This window comes from Nitrosomonas nitrosa, assembly GCF_003051105.1.
Lineage (GTDB): Bacteria > Pseudomonadota > Gammaproteobacteria > Burkholderiales > Nitrosomonadaceae > Nitrosomonas > Nitrosomonas nitrosa.
Genome location: NZ_QAOO01000018.1, coordinates 43,191 through 62,156 on the forward strand (window position 1 = coordinate 43,191; position 18,966 = coordinate 62,156).

At 47.4% G+C, this 18,966-nt stretch carries 19 protein-coding genes; 10 read left to right on the plus strand and 9 right to left on the minus strand.

Features of this window, described 5'->3' with window-relative positions; all coding sequences use genetic code 11:
- Positions 1–96 precede the first annotated feature (96 nt).
- Positions 97–735 (plus strand): hypothetical protein, encoded by a 639-nt coding sequence (locus C8R30_RS10940; protein WP_107790124.1) that lies wholly within the window; start codon positions 97–99, stop codon positions 733–735.
- A 68-nt stretch (positions 736–803) separates the two neighbouring features.
- Here C8R30_RS10940 and C8R30_RS10945 read toward each other — a convergent pair whose 3' ends face one another.
- Together C8R30_RS10945 and C8R30_RS10950 are read right to left on the minus strand one after the other, a co-directional pair.
- Positions 804–2,039 carry a dicarboxylate/amino acid:cation symporter gene (locus C8R30_RS10945; protein WP_107784095.1) on the minus strand — a complete coding sequence of 412 codons (1,236 nt, stop codon included), beginning with the start codon at positions 2,037–2,039 and terminating at the stop codon, positions 804–806.
- Positions 2,040–2,095: 56 nt separating this feature from the next.
- Positions 2,096–2,512 carry an RDD family protein gene (locus tag C8R30_RS10950; RefSeq protein WP_107790125.1) on the minus strand — a complete coding sequence of 139 codons (417 nt, stop codon included), beginning with the start codon at positions 2,510–2,512 and terminating at the stop codon, positions 2,096–2,098.
- Between the two features lie 341 nt (positions 2,513–2,853).
- Here C8R30_RS10950 and C8R30_RS10955 point away from each other — a divergent pair, with 341 nt between their 5' ends.
- The 6 genes from C8R30_RS10955 to ftsB all read left to right on the plus strand — a co-directional run bounded on the left by C8R30_RS10955 (position 2,854) and on the right by ftsB (position 8,894).
- Complete coding sequence (locus C8R30_RS10955) at positions 2,854–3,576, plus strand: energy transducer TonB (RefSeq protein WP_107790126.1); 723 nt, start codon at positions 2,854–2,856, stop codon at positions 3,574–3,576.
- Positions 3,577–3,580: 4 nt separating this feature from the next.
- Complete coding sequence (locus tag C8R30_RS10960; protein WP_090670752.1) at positions 3,581–4,354, plus strand: MotA/TolQ/ExbB proton channel family protein; 774 nt, start codon at positions 3,581–3,583, stop codon at positions 4,352–4,354.
- The gene (locus C8R30_RS10965; protein WP_090670755.1) at positions 4,354–4,773 is read left to right on the plus strand and encodes an ExbD/TolR family protein; all 420 of its coding nucleotides are present in this window, start codon (positions 4,354–4,356) and stop codon (positions 4,771–4,773) included. The genes C8R30_RS10960 and C8R30_RS10965 overlap by 1 nt, the downstream gene beginning before the upstream one ends.
- 686 nt (positions 4,774–5,459) lie before the next feature.
- Positions 5,460–7,130: a CTP synthase gene (locus tag C8R30_RS10970; RefSeq protein WP_090670757.1), complete on the plus strand. Its 1,671-nt coding sequence runs from the start codon at positions 5,460–5,462 to the stop codon at positions 7,128–7,130.
- 175 nt (positions 7,131–7,305) lie between these two features.
- Positions 7,306–8,589 (plus strand): phosphopyruvate hydratase, encoded by a 1,284-nt coding sequence (gene eno / locus C8R30_RS10975; protein ID WP_090670760.1) that lies wholly within the window; start codon positions 7,306–7,308, stop codon positions 8,587–8,589.
- The gene (gene ftsB / locus C8R30_RS10980) at positions 8,589–8,894 is read left to right on the plus strand and encodes a cell division protein FtsB (protein ID WP_090670763.1); all 306 of its coding nucleotides are present in this window, start codon (positions 8,589–8,591) and stop codon (positions 8,892–8,894) included. Before eno ends, ftsB begins: the two co-directional genes overlap by 1 nt.
- 230 nt (positions 8,895–9,124) lie before the next feature.
- On the opposite strand, the gene sdhA is transcribed toward ftsB, so the two are convergent.
- From sdhA to C8R30_RS11010, 6 genes are all read right to left on the minus strand, one after another.
- A complete protein-coding gene (gene sdhA / locus C8R30_RS10985) occupies positions 9,125–10,888 on the minus strand; it encodes a succinate dehydrogenase flavoprotein subunit (RefSeq protein WP_090670767.1) in 1,764 nt (587 codons plus the stop codon).
- Positions 10,875–11,243 carry a succinate dehydrogenase, hydrophobic membrane anchor protein gene (gene sdhD / locus C8R30_RS10990; protein ID WP_090670771.1) on the minus strand — a complete coding sequence of 123 codons (369 nt, stop codon included), beginning with the start codon at positions 11,241–11,243 and terminating at the stop codon, positions 10,875–10,877. The genes sdhA and sdhD overlap by 14 nt, the downstream gene beginning before the upstream one ends.
- A complete protein-coding gene (gene sdhC / locus C8R30_RS10995; protein WP_090670774.1) occupies positions 11,237–11,626 on the minus strand; it encodes a succinate dehydrogenase, cytochrome b556 subunit in 390 nt (129 codons plus the stop codon). Before sdhC ends, sdhD begins: the two co-directional genes overlap by 7 nt.
- A gap of 156 nt (positions 11,627–11,782) precedes the next feature.
- The gene (locus C8R30_RS11000) at positions 11,783–12,676 is read right to left on the minus strand and encodes an indole-3-glycerol phosphate synthase TrpC (RefSeq protein WP_107790127.1); all 894 of its coding nucleotides are present in this window, start codon (positions 12,674–12,676) and stop codon (positions 11,783–11,785) included.
- 9 nt (positions 12,677–12,685) lie between these two features.
- On the minus strand, positions 12,686–13,711 hold the full coding sequence (trpD, locus tag C8R30_RS11005; RefSeq protein WP_090670780.1) for an anthranilate phosphoribosyltransferase: 1,026 nt from the start codon (positions 13,709–13,711) through the stop codon (positions 12,686–12,688).
- Positions 13,712–13,744: 33 nt separating this feature from the next.
- Complete coding sequence (locus tag C8R30_RS11010) at positions 13,745–14,314, minus strand: anthranilate synthase component II (protein ID WP_090670783.1); 570 nt, start codon at positions 14,312–14,314, stop codon at positions 13,745–13,747.
- Between the two features lie 318 nt (positions 14,315–14,632).
- Between C8R30_RS11010 and C8R30_RS11015 the strand changes: the two genes are divergently transcribed.
- Positions 14,633–15,937, plus strand: coding sequence for an ammonium transporter (locus C8R30_RS11015; protein ID WP_107790128.1), 1,305 nt, complete (start codon positions 14,633–14,635; stop codon positions 15,935–15,937).
- 51 nt (positions 15,938–15,988) lie between these two features.
- On the opposite strand, the gene C8R30_RS11020 is transcribed toward C8R30_RS11015, so the two are convergent.
- Positions 15,989–16,477 carry an SRPBCC family protein gene (locus tag C8R30_RS11020; RefSeq protein ID WP_107790129.1) on the minus strand — a complete coding sequence of 163 codons (489 nt, stop codon included), beginning with the start codon at positions 16,475–16,477 and terminating at the stop codon, positions 15,989–15,991.
- Positions 16,478–16,597: 120 nt separating this feature from the next.
- On the opposite strand from C8R30_RS11020, the gene C8R30_RS11025 reads away from it, so the two are divergent.
- Complete coding sequence (locus C8R30_RS11025) at positions 16,598–17,869, plus strand: flavin-containing monooxygenase (protein WP_107790130.1); 1,272 nt, start codon at positions 16,598–16,600, stop codon at positions 17,867–17,869.
- 162 nt (positions 17,870–18,031) lie between these two features.
- A partial coding sequence (locus C8R30_RS11030) for an IS1634 family transposase (RefSeq protein WP_107790134.1) occupies positions 18,032–18,966 on the plus strand: 935 nt, incomplete at its 3' end.

Sequence of the window (18,966 nt, forward strand, 5' to 3'; positions counted from 1 at the left end):
TTTGCGCTTGTATCGCTATAACAAGGCGCTTCGTAGCTGAGCTGCACCCCCATTATTGAATTAACAGAATAATTATTATATAAAGAGGCCATCACAGTGAATTTTCCCGATTTTTATGATTTAGCACCCGTCATACGAACACGTGATCCATTCGCCGCTCTGCTCGGTGCAGCGCATGACGGTATATTGGAATACCGCTATCTTGATGCCGTACGGCTTGCTGGTCATTCATGCCCGACTGTTGCCGGCGCATTCCTCATTGGCCGCGCTGCATTGAATGCGCTCTATCCAGACGAACTCGCTGAACGCGGCGCGATTGCCGTTCATATGCCTGCCCCTGAACATGAAGGAACAACAGGGGTCATGGCACAGGTTTTAACCCTGTTGACAGGGGCAGCTGCCGCCAATGGCTTCCAGGGCATCCAAGGTCGCTTTAAGCGTATGGGTCTCTTAAGTTTTGCCGACCATCAGGAAGGGGAAGCCATCTGTTTTAAGCGTCTCGATACCGGCGCCTGCGTAGCCGTGGAACTTGATGTTTCCTGGGTGCCAGGTGATCCTGCACAAAGCGGACGGCTGATGGCAATTTTACAAAACCGCGCAGATGATGACACGCGCGCTACTTTTGCCAATACCTGGCAGGCGCGTGTTCGTCGATTATTACTTGAATTCGCGGATGACCCGCGTGTCATACGCGTTACACCACTACAGCCACCTGAAAATAAGAATGAAAACTGATACACCTTGATGGATTCACATCTCAAGTGATACTAATGAATAAAATCAGTAGCTTATTGATATTATAATTAAGTATTTTTTATCCATTTCTGTACCACCAGACTGCCGATCATATCCCCTTCGACATTGACCATGGTACGAAATGCATCCAGCAAACGGTCGATCGGCAGCAAAATAGCGACCGCTTCTGCTGGCAAGCCCACCGCTTGCAATACCATCACCATGGTGACCATCCCGGCGCTGGGAATGCCCGGCGCTCCGATGGCAGCCAGCATGGCGGTCAGGAAAACAATGAGTTGTTGCATGATATCCAGCTCGATTCCCACCAAGTTTGCAATGAACAGCGCGGCGATAGCTTCATAAAGCGCTGTTCCATCCATATTCATGGTTGCGCCGAGGGGGATTACAAAACCCGCCACATCCGATTTGACGTGTAGATGCTGTTCCACGCACCGCATCGTGATCGGCATGGTTGCGGCACTTGAACTGGTCGCAAACGCTGTGATCAACGCTTCACGTCCGCCATTCCAGAACCGCAGCGGCGTCATCCCTGTCGTCAAATAAAGAATGAGTGGCAATAAGATCAAGCCATGCACCAGAGTCGTGCCAATCACAATGAGGATGAATTTGATCAACGTGGTCAACAGCGTCATGTCTTGCGCCACCACCAGTTGCAGTAACAACGCCATGATTCCGAATGGCGCAAGACGCATGATCCAACCGACCAGCATGAGGATCAGCTCGAGAAACTCTTTCATCAGCACAAGAATATTCTGATACCGCTCACCTCCTACTACCAAGGCAATGCCAAGCAATAACGCAAATACAACGATAGCAATGATATTACCTTGTGCAAGCGCCGCGAGCGGATTCAAAAACAATGAATGCAGGAAATGCGCGAAAAATTCCCGCAAGGTCATCTGCCTGACTTCAAAGCTTTGCATCGCATCTTTGAACATTGCAATTTCCAGCCCTTCACCAGGCCGGAACAAATTGGCGACGATCAGCGCCAAAAGAATGGCAAGCACCATCGTTCCCGCAAAGAAACTGATCGCGGTTGTCCAGACCCGGTTGATTTGATGGTGGGCGCGCAAATTGGCTACGCCAACCACAATGGAGGTAAAAACCAATGGAACCAGCACCATTTTCAATAAATCGATGAATAACGTGCTCATCAAGCCAGCGATATACAAGCTGTTTTGGGATAGCGATGATTCCTGATCCAGCGTAGCCAACCCCAGCCCGAGTAAAATTCCGATCAATGCGCCTAACAGTATTTGTGTATTGAGCGATATTTTCAACATGAATCCCTCTGACCGATTACGGGTATAAACACCAGCAAATAAATTTCAGCCGTCATTCAGTTTTCTACATTCACGATACGCGTTCCGGCAAGCCGATCATGCAAATACTGACGATCGCGATCAAACAATGCCCACATAATGCCAAACCCGAAAAAAGTAATGCCAATGACGGCAAGCAGGTAGCGTGTGATCGCCTGCCGGGTTGTCAATCGCTGACCGTTACTCGTCACGACGCGCATTTTCCAGGTCTGCATGGCCAAAGTCTGACCACCGTGCGTCCAAAACCAGATGAAGTAAATGCCCGCCACAAACAGTAGGTAGAACTGAAAGAGTGGCCTAAAATAAACAGCGGTGGTATCACGAAATACAAGATGAAAAATAAAACTGGCAATAAACCATATGGCAAGCAGCAGTAAAAAATCGTAAAACATGCTGAGTGTACGGCGCCAGAAACGGGGGGTCGAATTTGTCATAAAGATTAACTAGCAGATTAACTAGCTCTTAAAACTGCGTGAGCTATTTTATAATGTACTGAATTGGTCGTGGCTGATTCCTGTCTTGCATGGCGCATTGTATGACATTCTTGGCGAGCATTTCATCTTTTGCTCGAGAAATCAATCCATTCAACTTCTTTTTGTTGATATAACCACGCACAATGATTGATAATTATTATCGTTTACGCTAATATAGCGTATCAATTTATTAGCCTCTGAAGAACAGCTAAGCCGCTCAGAAAATTTACGATTCCTGCTTTTCAGCTCCAATTGAAACACAATTTGACCAGACCATTTTTCGCTTGTAGGGCGTTGACTGCATGAAGCATACAAAACGCAATTCGACCGTTTCCGCGATCTCAATTATCAGCTTAATATTTGTTCTCATGATCCATGCTGCCTTGATCTATGGCATGTGGCATCATCGTCTACCCTCAACCATGCCGCCAACGGTTACGCTTTCAGCAGAGTTGATCGTCCCTCCACAACCCAAGATTGAATCGCCCGAAGCCACCAAAGTTGATTTAAAAGCAGAGCATGTCCCTCCACCGCCCGAAAAACCCAAGGTAGTCAAAAAAGTACAGCCGCAACCCAAGCAGCGGCAAATAGTGGCCAACACGCCCGTTCAACTTGAAGAGGAATTTGTTGCGCCCACTCCTCCGGAACCTGTCACGGAACCCGAACCAGCACCCGCAAAACAGGAGAAACAAACCGTTGCTGCGGCTCGCCCAGAGCAAATGCAAACAGGCCCTGTGACACTTTCGTCAGAATTATCGGTTTCGTGCCCAGAATTAAGTGCGCCCGAATATCCAGCACTCTCGCGTCGTTTGGGTGAAGAAGGAAAACTCATGTTGCAAGTCGAGTTGGATGAGTCTGGTCGTATTAGCAATACACGCATCATTAATAGCAGCGGCTATTCACGCCTTGATAACGCAGCCTTGGCAGCAGTAAAAACCTGGCGATGCCGACCTGCCGTCCGTGATGGTCAACCTGTCCGGGCTATCGCATTGCAACCTTTTAATTTTGTAATTCAAGGAAATTAATGTAATGGAACAATCTCTTGGCTTTTCTCATTTTCTAGCACAGATAGACCATGTAGGCATGTGCGTGCTCGCTCTGCTACTTTCTCTGTCAGTTGCGAGTTGGTATCTGATCATCACTAAAAGCATCAGCAATTATTTGGCCACTCGGAGAGCCAATACTTTTCTGAAACGATTCTGGGAAGTTGATTCACTGCAAGAGTTAAAAGCAGAAATGAAAAATGTTTCAGCCGATAATAATGCTTTTGCGCAACTCGCAAAATTAGCCCTGGACGTTACCACTAACTCACAAAAACATGGCCTTGAGAAACTGGCGATGGCAGGAGGAGCTGGTGATTTTTTGACACGCACTTTGCGTAATGGAATTGACCAAGAAGCTACCCGTATTGAAAATGGTCTCACTATCATTGCCTCAGCAGGGTCAGCTGCACCATATATCGGGCTATTTGGCACTGTTTGGGGAATTTATCACGCACTCATTCAGATTGGACTTTCCGGTCAAGGTACGCTCGATAAAGTGGCTGGGCCCGTTGGCGAGGCTTTAATCATGACCGCACTGGGATTGGCCGTGGCCATTCCGGCTGTATTGGCCTATAACGCTTTTGTCAGAAGAAACCGATTATGGATGGCCAAGCTGGACGCCTTTGCGCATGATTTATTCACAATTGTGACTGTTGGCAGCAAAGTGGGTGACGATGTCAAAGTATCGTCAGCAGATAACCGAGAAACGTCATTTGCACCTGCTACATCAGCGGCACCTGCTCTCGAAGGGAGACAATAATGGCATTTGGCAGCTCCGACCGTTATCAAGGGCAAACGACCATGTCTGAGATCAATGTCGTCCCACTCGTGGATGTCATGCTCGTTTTATTGATTATTTTTATTATCACCGCGCCGCTCTTGACACATTCAGTCAAAATCGATCTCCCCAAAGCCTCCAGCAATCCGAATACGACCCAGCCCGAGCATATCGAGTTTGCCATACGTGATGATGGCAGTTATTTCTGGAATGGCGAGACCATTACGCTTGAGCAACTCGCACCAAGGTTCACGCAATCGGCAGAAAATGATCCAAAAATCGAACTTCATATTCGCGCCGACAAACTGACGCATTACGAGCATGTAGCCCGTATCATGAGCCTGGCCGCCAAATCTGGAATCACAAAAATCGGCTTTATCACCGATCCGACCCAAGAATGAGAACAAACAACGTCACCATGCATTTTCTTTACTGCTAAAACAAAAAATATTGCTTTAAAATGCGCCTATTCCTATAGAGAAGATATACACTTCGCACCTCAAAATTCGATTTTTTATCATCCCTCATCCAACCTTCTCCCAGCGGGAGAAGGTATAGTTGCCGAATTTTGAGGTGCGATGAGTATACTCTGGAATAGCGCCACATGATCGCCGCACTCAAGTTTATCGCTGATTTAGAGGCAGTTTGCTCATTACCCCTCAAAATAGATTAGATCGTCATCATTTAATGCTATTGTATGGGCAAACTCTTAGTGAAGTTAGCATCCATGCCAAGCAAAAGCAGTCGGTTAATACTATAATTGACGTATGAGCACACTGCGCCTAACGGCTTATCGAAAGATGCGAATAACTTTTTTGTCATTTACAAAGCGATAATGAACAGCCTGCGTAGATTGCCTGCATGGAAACATGCTACATCACTGATGGCATTACCAAAACAATTTTATATTACATATTGATTTAAAGAGCGCTTTCTCTCAATCTACGCATTCTACAGTTCCCTCATTTAACAACGATACCAGAACGAGCTGTGCCATTAAGTATCGAAAATAATACATTTATTTACTGAGGAATGTGTTGGTGTTGGGAGTTTCATTTGCTCGTTTTTTGAGTTAACATTGCCCCCCATGACTAAATACGTCTTTGTGACCGGTGGTGTAGTATCTTCCTTGGGGAAGGGTATCGCTGCCGCGTCGCTAGCTGCTCTCTTAGAAAGTCGTGGCATTAAAGTTACCATGCTCAAGCTGGATCCCTACATCAATGTAGATCCCGGTACGATGAATCCATTTCAGCATGGCGAAGTTTTCGTTACAGATGATGGTGCAGAAACTGATCTCGATCTTGGTCATTACGAACGCTTCATCAGTACGAGAATGACCAAGCGCAATAATTTCACCACAGGACAAATCTATGAAAGCGTCATTCGTAAGGAGCGCCGTGGAGACTATCTGGGTGGAACGGTGCAGGTTATTCCTCATATCACTGATGAAATCAAACTTTTCATCCGTAATGGCGTGGATGACGCACAAGTCGCGATCGTGGAAATCGGCGGAACAGTTGGCGATATCGAATCCCTCCCTTTTTTGGAAGCGATCAGGCAAATGGCCGTACAGCTGCCGCGACAGGATACCTGCTTTATCCACCTGACGTTATTGCCTTACATTGGCTCTGCGGGGGAACTTAAAACAAAACCGACACAGCATTCGGTTAAAGAACTGAGAGAAATCGGCATACAACCCGATGTGCTGCTCTGCCGTGCCGACCGCATGCTTCCTCAAGATGAGCGACGAAAAATCGCCATGTTCACCAATGTCAAAGAAGAAGCGGTCATATCAGCAATCGATGTCGACAGTATCTATAAAATCCCCGCATTGCTTCATGAGCAAATGTTGGATGAAATCATTTGTCATAAGCTGAATATCCTAGCCAAATCAGCCGATCTCTCTGTGTGGAAGAAGCTCGTCCATGCGCTAGAGCACCCCCAGCATCTTGTCACAATCGCTTTGGTAGGAAAATACGTCGATTTGACAGAGTCTTACAAGTCATTGTCCGAGGCACTGATTCACGCAGGTATTCATACTTGTAGCAAGATTGACATTTGCTACATCGACTCAGAAGAAATTGAAAAACAGGGTACAGATTGTCTCCGTGACAAAGATGCCATTTTAGTACCCGGAGGATTTGGCAAGCGCGGTGTCGAAGGAAAAATTGCAGCCATTCATTATGCCCGCACGCATCACATTCCTTATTTGGGAATTTGCCTCGGCATGCAACTTGCCGTAATCGAGTATGCTCGCAACAAACTTAAATTGAAGGATGCTCATAGTACGGAATTTAATCCCACTACGCCCCACCCTGTGTTGGGGCTCATCACTGAGTGGCGCACCCGCGAAGGGCGTATCGAGAAAAGAACGTCCAAAACGGATCTGGGGGGGACCATGCGTCTAGGAGGACAAGAATGCATTCTTAAAGAAAACTCGTTGGCAAGAGAAATCTATGGCAAGGATAAAATCATCGAGCGTCACCGCCACCGTTATGAAGTCAATACGGCATATATTCCGGATTTAGAACTGGCGGGGCTTCAGGTAAGCGGCTTATCGTCCGAAGAGAATCTATGCGAAATGGTTGAGCTACCTAAATCGGAACATCCCTGGTTTGTTGCGTGCCAATTTCACCCGGAGTTCACCTCGACGCCAAGAAAGGGGCACCCATTATTCATGGCTTACGTAAAGGCTGCCATTGATTTTGCCAGCAAACGCATCGGATCGGAAAAGAAAGATAGACGGCAAATTAACTAATATTCGCCGAACACCTTCAATTTTATTAATTCACCAGCAAGATTTGGTTAATACTTCTTTGCTAAAAAGATACGGTTATGAATCACAAGCAGAATAGTTTTTTCCATACCAGCTTAATTAATTGAGTTAACAATAATATCTAAATAAAACGTAAAACAATGACAAGGAATGTAGCATGAGTGCAATTGTGGATGTAATCGCCCGTGAAATTTTAGACTCCCGCGGTAACCCGACCATCGAAGCGGATGTCCTACTCGAATCCGGTGTGCTTGGGCGCGCATCAGTGCCTTCGGGCGCATCAGTCGGCACAAAAGAAGCCGTCGAACTACGCGATCAAGACGCACAGCGATATTCCGGAAAAGGGGTGTTGAAGGCAGTTGAGAATATTAATACCGAGATCGCCGAAACCATCATGGGGCTTGATGCGATCGAGCAGCCTTTCATTGACCAAACGCTCATCGATCTCGATGGCAGCGATAATAAATCCAGACTAGGTGCCAACTCGATTCTAGCCGTCTCTCTGGCGGTCGCCAAAGCCGCCGCCGAAGAATCGGGTCTGCCACTTTATCGTTATCTAGGAGGAGTGGGTGCGATGTCCCTGCCTGTACCCATGATGAATCTGGTCAATGGTGGTGCGCATGCCAATAATAATTTGGATATGCAGGAATTTATGATCGTTCCATTAGGCATGCAAAGCTTCCGAGAAGCAATACGCTGTGGTGCTGAAATATTCAACACCCTCAAGATGCTCATTCACAAGAAAAATATGCCGACGACAGTGGGTGACGAAGGCGGCTTCGCGCCTAATCTCGCGAATAATGAGGAAGCACTCAAACTTATTGTACAAGCCATTGATCAAGCAGGATATTTACCAGGTTCCGATGTTGCGATTGGTGTAGATTGCGCAAGTTCGGAATATTACAAGGACGGTAAATACCATTTTCAGTCAGAAGGCATGAGCCTGACTTCCACTCAGCTCGTTGATTATCTTGCTAGTTGGGTTGATAAATACCCTATCATCAGTATCGAAGATGGCATGAGCGAACACGATTGGGATGGCTGGGAGCTCCTGACCCGCAAACTTGGAAAAATCGTACAACTCGTGGGTGACGACGTGTTCGTTACCAATACCAAAATTCTAAGAGAAGGTATTGCCCGTGGTATTGCCAACAGCGTATTGATTAAGGTCAACCAAATTGGTACGCTCACGGAAACCCTATCCGCGATTGAAACCGCTAAATGTGCAGGATACACTGCAGTGATTTCACACCGATCAGGCGAGACCGAGGATACAACCATAGCCGATATCGCAGTTGCCACCAATGCGCTGCAAATTAAAACCGGTTCACTTTCTCGCTCCGATCGTTTATCTAAATATAATCAATTGCTGCGGATCGAAGAAGATTTAGGTGATATGGCCAGATACCCGGGCCGCAAAGCTTATTATCAATTAAAGTAATGAAAAAACTGGCTTTCCTGCTTGTAGTCATGATTGTTCTAGCACAATATCCATTGTGGTATGGTAAGGGAAGCTGGCTCAGCGTACTTGAAATCGATCAGGAAGTTGCTGCCCAGCGTAAGATCAATCAAAAATTACAAAATAGAAATACGGTACTGGAAGCTGAGGTCAATAATCTTAAAAAAGGGCTCGATGCAATCGAAGAGTTAGCCCGCAATGAACTAGGAATGATACGGAATGACGAGGTTTTTTTCCAAGTACTCGATAATAACAAAGAGGAAAGCTCTCAACAAAGAGAACAATGATCGCGCGCACTCAATCTATCCAAATCAAAATTGAGCTGACAAGCTATTCGAATAATTGCTCCAAGAATCGCTAATACTTAAAGGGTATCTCTAAAAATTCAGCGTTTTCAACAAAACGAGGCGAGAGCAAAAATGTTGTCACAGCCTCCTAGTTAAGAGAACATTCTTTGGAACATTTTTTGTCAACAGCAATGGATTGCGCCGAAATAGGGATTTTCAAAGAGGTACCCTTAATATGTTCTTGCCTTCGGTGGGAAAGAATCCACCGTCAAAGGCTTTAGCCGCACCGGTTTATAGTCGATACGCCGACCTTCGCCGAAAAAGAGTGTATGTTTAAGCCATTTGTCGTCATTACGCTCCGGGAAATCGTCCCGCGTGTGCGCTCCACGGCTCTCACAGCGCGCTTCAGCGGATACCATGGTAGCGATTGCGACCTCGATTAAATTATCCAATTCCAGCGCTTCGACTCGGGCGGTGTTAAATATTTTGCTTTTATCCCTTATTTCCGTCTGAGCAATACGTTGAGCAACTTCACTGATTTTGTCTACCCCCTGTTTTAACATATCGGCAAAGCGGAATACGCCACAATATGTTTGCATGGTTTTCCTCAAGAGATCACCCATTTGTGCAACATTCTCGCCATCTTTCTGCTGATCCAGTCGAGCTAGGCGTGCGAGTGATTTATCCGCAACATCCGCGGGAAGTTGCTTATAGTGTGAATTACGCTTCAAATCCTCAATGATTTGATTGCCCGCAGCTCGTCCAAACACAACCAGATCCAGCAGCGAGTTGGTCCCCAGCCGGTTTGCGCCATGCACAGAAACACAGGCACACTCGCCTACCGCATAGAAGCCGGGCACCACCTCTTCCGGTCCTGTTTTATAGGGCGCTACCACTTGACCATATAGGTTGGTTGGAATCCCCCCCATCATATAATGTGCTGTTGGCACCACGGGGATAGGCTGCATGATGGGATCAACATGCGCAAACTTAATGGCAATCTCACGAATACCAGGTAATCTTGATTTGATGACATCAGCCCCTAGATGATCGAGCTTTAATAACAGATGATCAGCGTTTGGACCGCAGCCCCGCCCCTCTTTTATCTCTGTTGTCAAGGCACGGGAAACGACATCACGGCTCGCCAGATCCTTGGCATGTGGCGCATACCGTTCCATGAAACGCTCGCCATTCTTGTTGAGCAAATATCCGCCTTCTCCACGCACAGCCTCACTGATCAGCACCCCCACACCATGCACGCCAGTAGGATGAAATTGCCAAAATTCCATATCTTGCAAAGGTATGCCCGCGCGCGCAGCCATGCCCAACCCATCGCCGGTATTGATAAACGCGTTGGTGCTTGCTTGGAAAATTCGGCCAGCTCCCCCAGTGGCAAACAACGTCGCTCTGGCTTGCAGAATCATGACTTCACCCGTTTCCATTTCGAGCGCCGTCACACCTAGCACTTCACCTAGCTCATCACGAATGAGATCCAGACCCATCCACTCCACAAAGAATTGGGTATTGGCGCTGACATTGCGCTGATAAAGTGTATGCAACATTGCGTGTCCGGTTCGGTCAGCCACGGCACAAGAGCGCGTAGCTTGTGCCCCCCCAAAATTTTGCGACTGCCCACCAAATGGGCGCTGGTATATTTTGCCATTATCCAATCGATCAAACGGCATGCCGTAGTGCTCTAATTCGTAGATGACCTCTGGCGCCTGCCGGCACATGAACTCAATCGCATCCTGATCGCCAAGATAATCCGAGCCTTTCACCGTATCGTACATATGCCAATGCCAGTTATCTTCGGTGACATTGCCCAGCGCGGCAGCGATCCCGCCCTGGGCTGCAACCGTATGAGAACGCGTCGGGAAAACCTTGGACAATACTGCCACTTTAAGGCCTGCCTCCGATAGTTGGAGCGCAGCGCGCATCCCTGCCCCCCCTGCACCAACAATGACTACATCAAATTTACGCTTAACGAGTGCCACCTTGCCCCCACAAAATTTCGGCAAACCAAATAAGATAACCAAACAATGAAATAATGACAGCGATGTGCAACGTTAAACGCAGGCTAATCACATGAACATAATCCATCAAAACATTTCTCACCCCAACCCAGGCATGCCAGCAAAGGCTGATGAAAAACAAAAAGGTGACCACCCTGACCCATTGATGAGAAAAAAACGATTTCAATCCAGCGTAGTCATCTATTTGCATGAAATTGACGAAGATGACGAGTAATAACACGTAAACGGACATTATAATCGCCGTGACACGTTGTATTAACCAGTCTCTCAAACCATAATGCGCACCGGTTACGACCCGGTTTATAGGTTTTACCATAGCCAAATCCCAACCAATATTGTCAAGAAACCGCCCATGAACAATACCAGCTTGCTACTGAACCGTGCGTGCTCCAGCGACACACCAAGATGCACATCAAGGGCTAGATGACGGATTCCTGCACAAAGATGATGCATAAATAACCATACAGGCAGCAATAATGCACATTTCACGAGCGGATTATTCATCATTGCTTGTAGCCCGGCAAAACTTTCTGGAGACGCCAACGATAAATGCAAACCATAAAGCAATAAAGGAATACCGGGAAAAAATAACAATACCCCGCTGATGCGGTGCAGAATGGAAATCTGAGCGGGTAGCGGCTGTTTAATCTTAAATAGGTTCAGAAACTTGGGCCTATTTTTCTGAGGTTCTGTTTTCATAGCGTTTAATTAACCACGATAACTTGCATTGAAAGACTGATACCGGTGGCGGGTGTTCTGGAAAATAGTTTAATCCGTTATGGTGCACCTTACAATGTCAAGCTTACAGGGCAATCAGCATCGAAGCCAATTGTGACGGCGAAATAGTCAGAATAATCAGAAAAACAAGCGCGCCAACTCGACACCGGGATCATCCGCCCGCATGAATGTTTCCCCTACCAAAAAGGCGTTTACTTGGTGCGCACGCAGCAAAGCGACATCATCGGGCGATTTAATACCACTCTCGGTTATGACGATTTTTTCAGAGGGCATCCGATCAAGTAACTGCAGCGTAGTATCAAGATGCGTTTCAAATGTGCGCAGATTGCGATTATTGACGCCAATCATAGGCGTAGTCAATTGCAAAGCCAGATCAAGTTCATCCGCATCATACACTTCAACGAGCACTGCCATCCCAAGAGAATGAGCCAGCGATTCGAGTTGACGCATTCGTACAAGCGGATCGACCGTGCCTCCCTCACCCGGATAGGGAAATAACAAAAAGGCAGAAACAATAAGCAGGATACAATCAGCACCCATCACTCGCGCTTCGTAGACCTGATAATTATCCAGCATGAAATCCTTGCGTAATACCGGCAACTCGCAAGCTGCCCGCGCCTGCCGCAAGTACTCCGCACTTCCCATGAAAAACTGCCGATCTGTCAGAACAGACAAACATGCCGCACCCTGTTTTGCATAACTTACAGCAATCTCAGCCGGGTCAAATCCTTCGATCACCACGTCGCGCGTATTTCCCATCGTCAAATCAGAAGCAGATGACGAAGAACTGATTCGCCCACGCAGCAACCCTTTACTAGGACTTGCTTGTTTAATTTCCGCTATCACGGCTGGCAACCCTTGATCGATCTTGCTGCGGATCGCACCAACGAAATCGCGTGGCAACATCGCTGTCTCAGCTTCCGCCTTTATATCAGCCAAAGGTTTCGATGCTTTCGCTGCTGCCACCTCTTCAGCTTTGACAGCCAGTATTTTATTTAGAATATCGGACATGCTTCGATTCTAATTACTTTTATGATTTGAAAACGTGATTAGCTCGTTCATTTTTTTCATCGCAGCACCGCTGACAATCACCTCGCGCGCACTGGCCACACCTGCTTCAAGAGAAGCCGCTATACCTGCTACGTAAATAGCTGCACCTGCATTCAACAAAACAATATCCCTTGCAGGCCCAAGCTGATTATCCAAAACTGAGATCAACATTTCTTTTGCATGCGCTAAATCGGATACTTTTATGGTTTCTATCGGCGCACTCGCAATCCCGAAATCCTCAGGCCGGATCGTGTATTCGTGAATCCTGCCTTGCTTGAGCTCACCAACACGCGTTTCTCCGGTAATGGTAATTTCATCCAAGCCATCATACCCATGCACAACCATGACATGATCACTTCCCAAGCGCTGCAACACACGCGTAATAATACCGACGAGCTTGGCGTCAAACACACCCAATAACTGGTTTTTGGCACCAGCAGGATTTGTCAGTGGCCCCAGAATATTGAATAACGTACGTACACCCAATTCACGGCGAATTGGCGCAGCATGCTTCATGGCACTATGAAAATTGGGCGCAAACATGAATCCAACACCGATCTCACCAATCGAGCGGGCAATTTGCTGAGGCGTTTGCTCCAGATCGATTCCCATGGCTTCCAGCACATCAGCGCTCCCCGACTTACTGGAAACTGAGCGTCCCCCGTGCTTTGCAACCTGTGCACCCGCGGCAGCTGCAACAAAAGCTGAAGCAGTCGATACATTAAAAGTATGGGAAGCATCTCCGCCTGTTCCACAAGTATCGACTAGATGCGTTAAATCAGACACCTCCACACTCGTGGCGAGTTCTCTCATCACCTGAGCGGCTGCAGCAATCTCATCAACCGTTTCTTGTTTAACACGCAACCCCATTATGATCGCTGCAATCACCACGGGTGAAAGCTCCCCTTGCATGATTTTCCTCATAAGGATCAGCATCTCATCGTAGGGAATCTCCCGATGCTCGATGAGACGTGTCAATATTGCTTGCGGATTCACTGGTTAAATTATTTTATAAAAAGCATGTACAGATCATTGCCTGCCAAGCAGAAAATTTTCAAGCAATTGATGGCCATATTCACTCAGTATCGACTCCGGATGAAACTGCACCCCCTCGATCGGCAGTGCATTGTGGCGCACCCCCATAATTTCACCATCCTCCGTCCATGCAGTAATCTCTAAGCACGCCGGTAGAGTTTCGCGCTCGATCACCAACGAATGATAGCGCGTCGCTATAAATGGATTTGGCAATCCCTGAAACACACCTACATTACGATGAAAAATCTGGGAAGTTTTGCCATGCATAATCTGCTTAGCGTGGATAATGCGCCCTCCGAAGGCCTGACCAATACTCTGATGACCTAGACATACGCCAAGCGTAGGCACCTTCCCGCCGTAATCCTTCACCAGCGATAATGAGATTCCGGCTTCATTAGGCGTACAGGGCCCAGGAGAAATTACGATCCGGTCTGGATGGATTTGTCGAATACTCTCCAACGTTATTTCATCATTACGAAAAACTTCGACACGCTCACCTAGCTCACCAAAATACTGCACCAGGTTATATGTGAAAGAATCGTAATTGTCGATCATCAGCAGCATTTTTAATTCAACGTAAACAAAATATATAAAATATATTTAAGGCAGGCAGATACTCAGCTATTTTTTGATTTTATCATGGAATGAGGTAAGCGCTGACCTAATACCTCACACGAAAAATCTACATTACTCTTTAATTTATTGAATCAGGGTTAGAGTTTGGAGTCATTTTATATAATCAAAGACAGCCCAGGTCTTCAATAATAGAAAAACAAATAGTTTCTAAGCTCATTTTTGTTTAACCTTATTTTTTATATGGTTATTGGGGTACACTGCTCGTGGGGTAACCCAAATCATTCCCACTCAATAAGGAAGAGCAAAATGAAGAAAAGCTTATGGTTGAAAATAGTCAGCTCAGTAAGTCTGTTTCTCTTGTGTTTCAGTAGTTGGGTCAGCGCAGCAGAGCCCGCAGGCGTCATCAGTGAGGCACGGTTAGTTGCGCAATATAATTATTCCATCCATATCCTGGCGATGTTATTGGTAGGATTCGGTTTTTTGATGGTTTTTGTCCGTAGATATGGTTTTGGTGCGACCACGGGCACTTACCTGGTCGTAGCTACCGGGTTGCCCCTTTATATTTTCTTGCGGGCAAACGGCGTTTTTGCCCATGAATTGACACCGCATTCGGTAGAAACGTTGATTCTTGCTGAATTCGCCGTCGCGACGACCTTGATCGCGATGGGTGCCGTGCTTGGCCGATTGCGTGTTTTCCAATATGCCTTGCTGGCACTGCTGCTGGTACCCACTTATTTACTCAATGAATGGCTGGTGCTGGATAATGGTTCAGGGCTCACGGAAGGTTTCCAAGATTCCGCAGGATCGATTGTCATCCATGCATTTGGCGCTTATTTCGGATTAGGTGTCTCCATTGTTTTGACCACTGCTCTGCAACGTAGCCAACCGATTGAATCCGATGCGACATCCGACCGTTTCTCGATGTTAGGATCAATGGTGCTGTGGCTGTTCTGGCCAAGTTTCGCCACGGCGATTGTCCCTTTCGAAGATATGCCGCAAACGGTTGTCAACACCCTGCTGGCATTAAGCGGTGCAACACTGGCCACCTACATGTTAAGCACGTTCCTACACAAAGGCAAAACATCGATGATGGATATGGCGAACGCTGCGCTGGCAGGTGGCGTTGCCATTGGATCGACCTGCAATATTGTAGGACCCGTTGGGGCATTCTCCATCGGGCTCCTCGCCGGTGCAATTTCGGTTATTGGTTTTGTATTCATTCAGCCCATGCTGGAATCCAAATTCAAAACTATCGATACCTGCGGTGTGCATAATTTACACGGGTTACCTGGCCTGTTGGGCGGGTTCAGTGCGATTTTAATCGTCCCCGGTATTGCCGTTGCACAGCTCTCCGGTATCGGAATTTCGATTGGAATAGCGCTGGTAGGCGGGCTGATTGCCGGCGTGTTGATTAAAGTCACCGGTACTACCGAGCAAGCTTATGAGGACAGCCATGAATTTACCCATGCGGAAGGACCGGAAAGCGAGCACAAAGCCGAAGAACTGGCTCTCGAAGCCAAGGCGGACATAGCAGAGCTGAAAAACCAACTAAACACACGGGCAACATCACAACTTCGTTCTGAAAGACCAGCACCCGATTCGGCTGGATAATCCAGACAATCCAGGCTACTGCGATTGTGACTTAGCCAGTAGCTTTGCCGTTCACATTTCTCTAGTGTGAACGGCTTCCAATCGGGCATTGAGCATATGCGCCAACCCTTTTGCGCCCTGCAGCATCACTTGGTGGTGGTTCCATCTGAACACGGGGCGTGCAAATGGTGCAACAAAATTCATCCACCATCGGAGGATATCCACTCGCCACTCATAATGCACTATCGTCACCCCATGCGCATGCACAAAATTCCACCGTCCGATCCCCGCCACATCGCCGCTAGCGCACCCCTCGACGAGGACACATGGCACGACACGAGTCACTTGCATGACAAAAATCACACGATAGGGAATGGGGCCTCTCCAAGTAAATCGATATGCATCCCCTCCCCCATCCGCGTCACCGGATGCACATTTTTCTACCTTGCTCGCGCCTTGCCACCATACCGGCCAATCAAGGCAATGCGAGATAGCGTTGTACACGTCAGCTAGCGGTGCCCGGATACGCCACTCGGTGATCAATTTGAATTCAGCAGCCATTGCATCTGATATAAAAGTTATTTGAATTAAAAAACTTGGGTAGATTAGAATCGGCTATTTTCGATAAAACCACAATGGCTGAATTATAGAATCGCCACAAAAGGTTAAGAAAGGTATCAAATGAGAATCGCAATCATCGGCGCTGGCTGCTCCGGCCTTACTGCCATCAAAAATCTGGTTGAAGCAGGTTTAACAGATATCGTCTGTTATGAAAAAAATGATCAGATCGGTGGCAACTGGGTATATACAGCCACCCCTGGCCATAGCAGCGTAAACGAGTCCACCCATATCATTTCGAGTAAAGCGATGTCCCAACTCAGCGGCTTTCCCATGCCTGATGATTACCCCGATTATCCCAGCCATCGGCAGATATTGGCTTATTTTCAGGCTTATGCCCGACATTTCCAGTTGGATCGCTATATCCGGTTGAACACAACCGTGCTTCATGCAGAGAAAATCGTAAATGAATGCTGGCGCTTGCATCTGGATGATGGTACTCAGCGAGAATTCGATTACCTGCTCGTCGCGAACGGCCATCATTCCGTACCACGCCACCCTGACTGGAAAGATTGCTTTACTGGCAAGTACTTACATGCACATGACTATAAAACCAGCCAAGGACTAGAAGGAAAACATATATTGGTGGTTGGAGCAGGTAATTCCGGCTGCGATTGCGCGGTTGAATCGAGTCGTGTAGCGATGCGGGTAGACATGAGCTTTCGCTCACCCCAGTACATTATTCCAAAATTCATTATGGGCAAACCAACCGATGTCTTTGCAGCCGCCATCCACTGGTTACCCCATGGCGTGCAAAACTGGTTGCAAAAAATCAGCCTTCGCCTCCAGATCGGACGTTATCGCGACTACGCATTACCCGAACCCGATTTTTCTCCAACTCAAGCACATCCCACCATTAACTCGGCGTTATTCGATCGGATCCGTCACGGCAAAGTCCGCCCCCGCCCTGCTATCGCAAGTGTTATCGGACAAACTATCCATTTTGCCGATGGCTCAACCTCAGAATACGATGTCATCATTGCGGCGACCGGCTATAAAATCAGTTTTCCTTTTTTTGACCGCGCATTCATCAACTGGGAAGAAGCCATCGAAGTGCCGCTGTTTATGAGAATCTTTCATCCGGATCACCCCAGCCTGTTTTTTATTGGCTTGATACAGCCGCAAGGTTGCATTTGGCCGCTGACCGACTTACAGAGCAGACTACTTGGTCAATTGTTGACAAATAAAATCAAATTACCACCAAACTGGCGAGAACGTGCAATCGCAGAAGCCAAGTACTGGCAGCGGCAATTTATTGCACGCCCACGACACTCGATAGAAGTTCACTACCGACCCTACATGAAACAGCTTCTCAGGATACTTGAGCGAAATTGAAAACCCAGGCTCAATAGTCAGGAAGTCAGGCGGATCTTCCCTGCCCTTATTGAGCTAACCTATTGAATAGAATCGATATAGTTTTATTATGGATATTATTGTAGGCATGTAATATATTAAATATATTTTGTATATTATTTATTTATTAATTATAATATACGCATGTATATCGCCCGTGTTCCCAACCGTAAATCCAAACCCACAATTTTGTTAAGGGAGTCGTACCGTGAGGGGAGTAAAGTCCGCACACGCACTCTCGCCAACTTAACATCCTGGGCGCCAGAGCGAATCGAAGCGCTGGATCGTGCTTTGAAGGGAGAGTTTGACAATTGCTCAGGCGACATGATCAGCGGTGCTATTTTTGGCGTGTTGTTTGCGCTAAAGCAGCTAGCTGATCAGGTGGGCATCACACAGGTGTTGGGTAGCGCACGGGAAAGTCAATTGGCACTGTTTCTGATCTTGGCACGCATAGCCCATGGCGGATCGCGCTTGTCAGCGGTGCGTTGGGCGGACCAGCACGCCGCAGGTGATGTATTAGGTTTAAGCACGTTCGATGAAGACGACCTATATGAAGCACTGGACTGGCTGGCAAATCAGCAGGAGGAAATCGAGCGCGCGTTGTATCGGACCTATGTTGAACGGGAAGGTAAGCCGCCAATGCTGGTATTGTATGATGTGACCTCGAGCTATTTCGAGGGGGAATGCAATGAGTTGGGCCGGTACGGTTACAACCGTGATGGCAAGCGGGGCAAATTGCAGATCGTCATTGGCATGCTGACAGCAGACGATGGCGAACCCTTGGCGGTGAGAGTATTTGAAGGAAATACTGCAGACCCGTCGACACTGGCAAGTCAGATCACGATGCTGAAGGCGTCGTTTGGCATCGACGAAGTGGTCATGGTGGGAGATCGGGGCATGATCAAGGCCAAGGGAAAAGATGCGCTGGCAGCAGAAGGATTTCGTTACATCAGCGCGCTAACCGATGCGCAGGTGCGCACCCTACTTAAGCAGGGCGTGTTACAGCCGGATTTGTTCGATCAGCACCTGTGCGAAGTAGCGCTTGATAACAAGCGCCTAATCTTGCGTCGCAACGACGC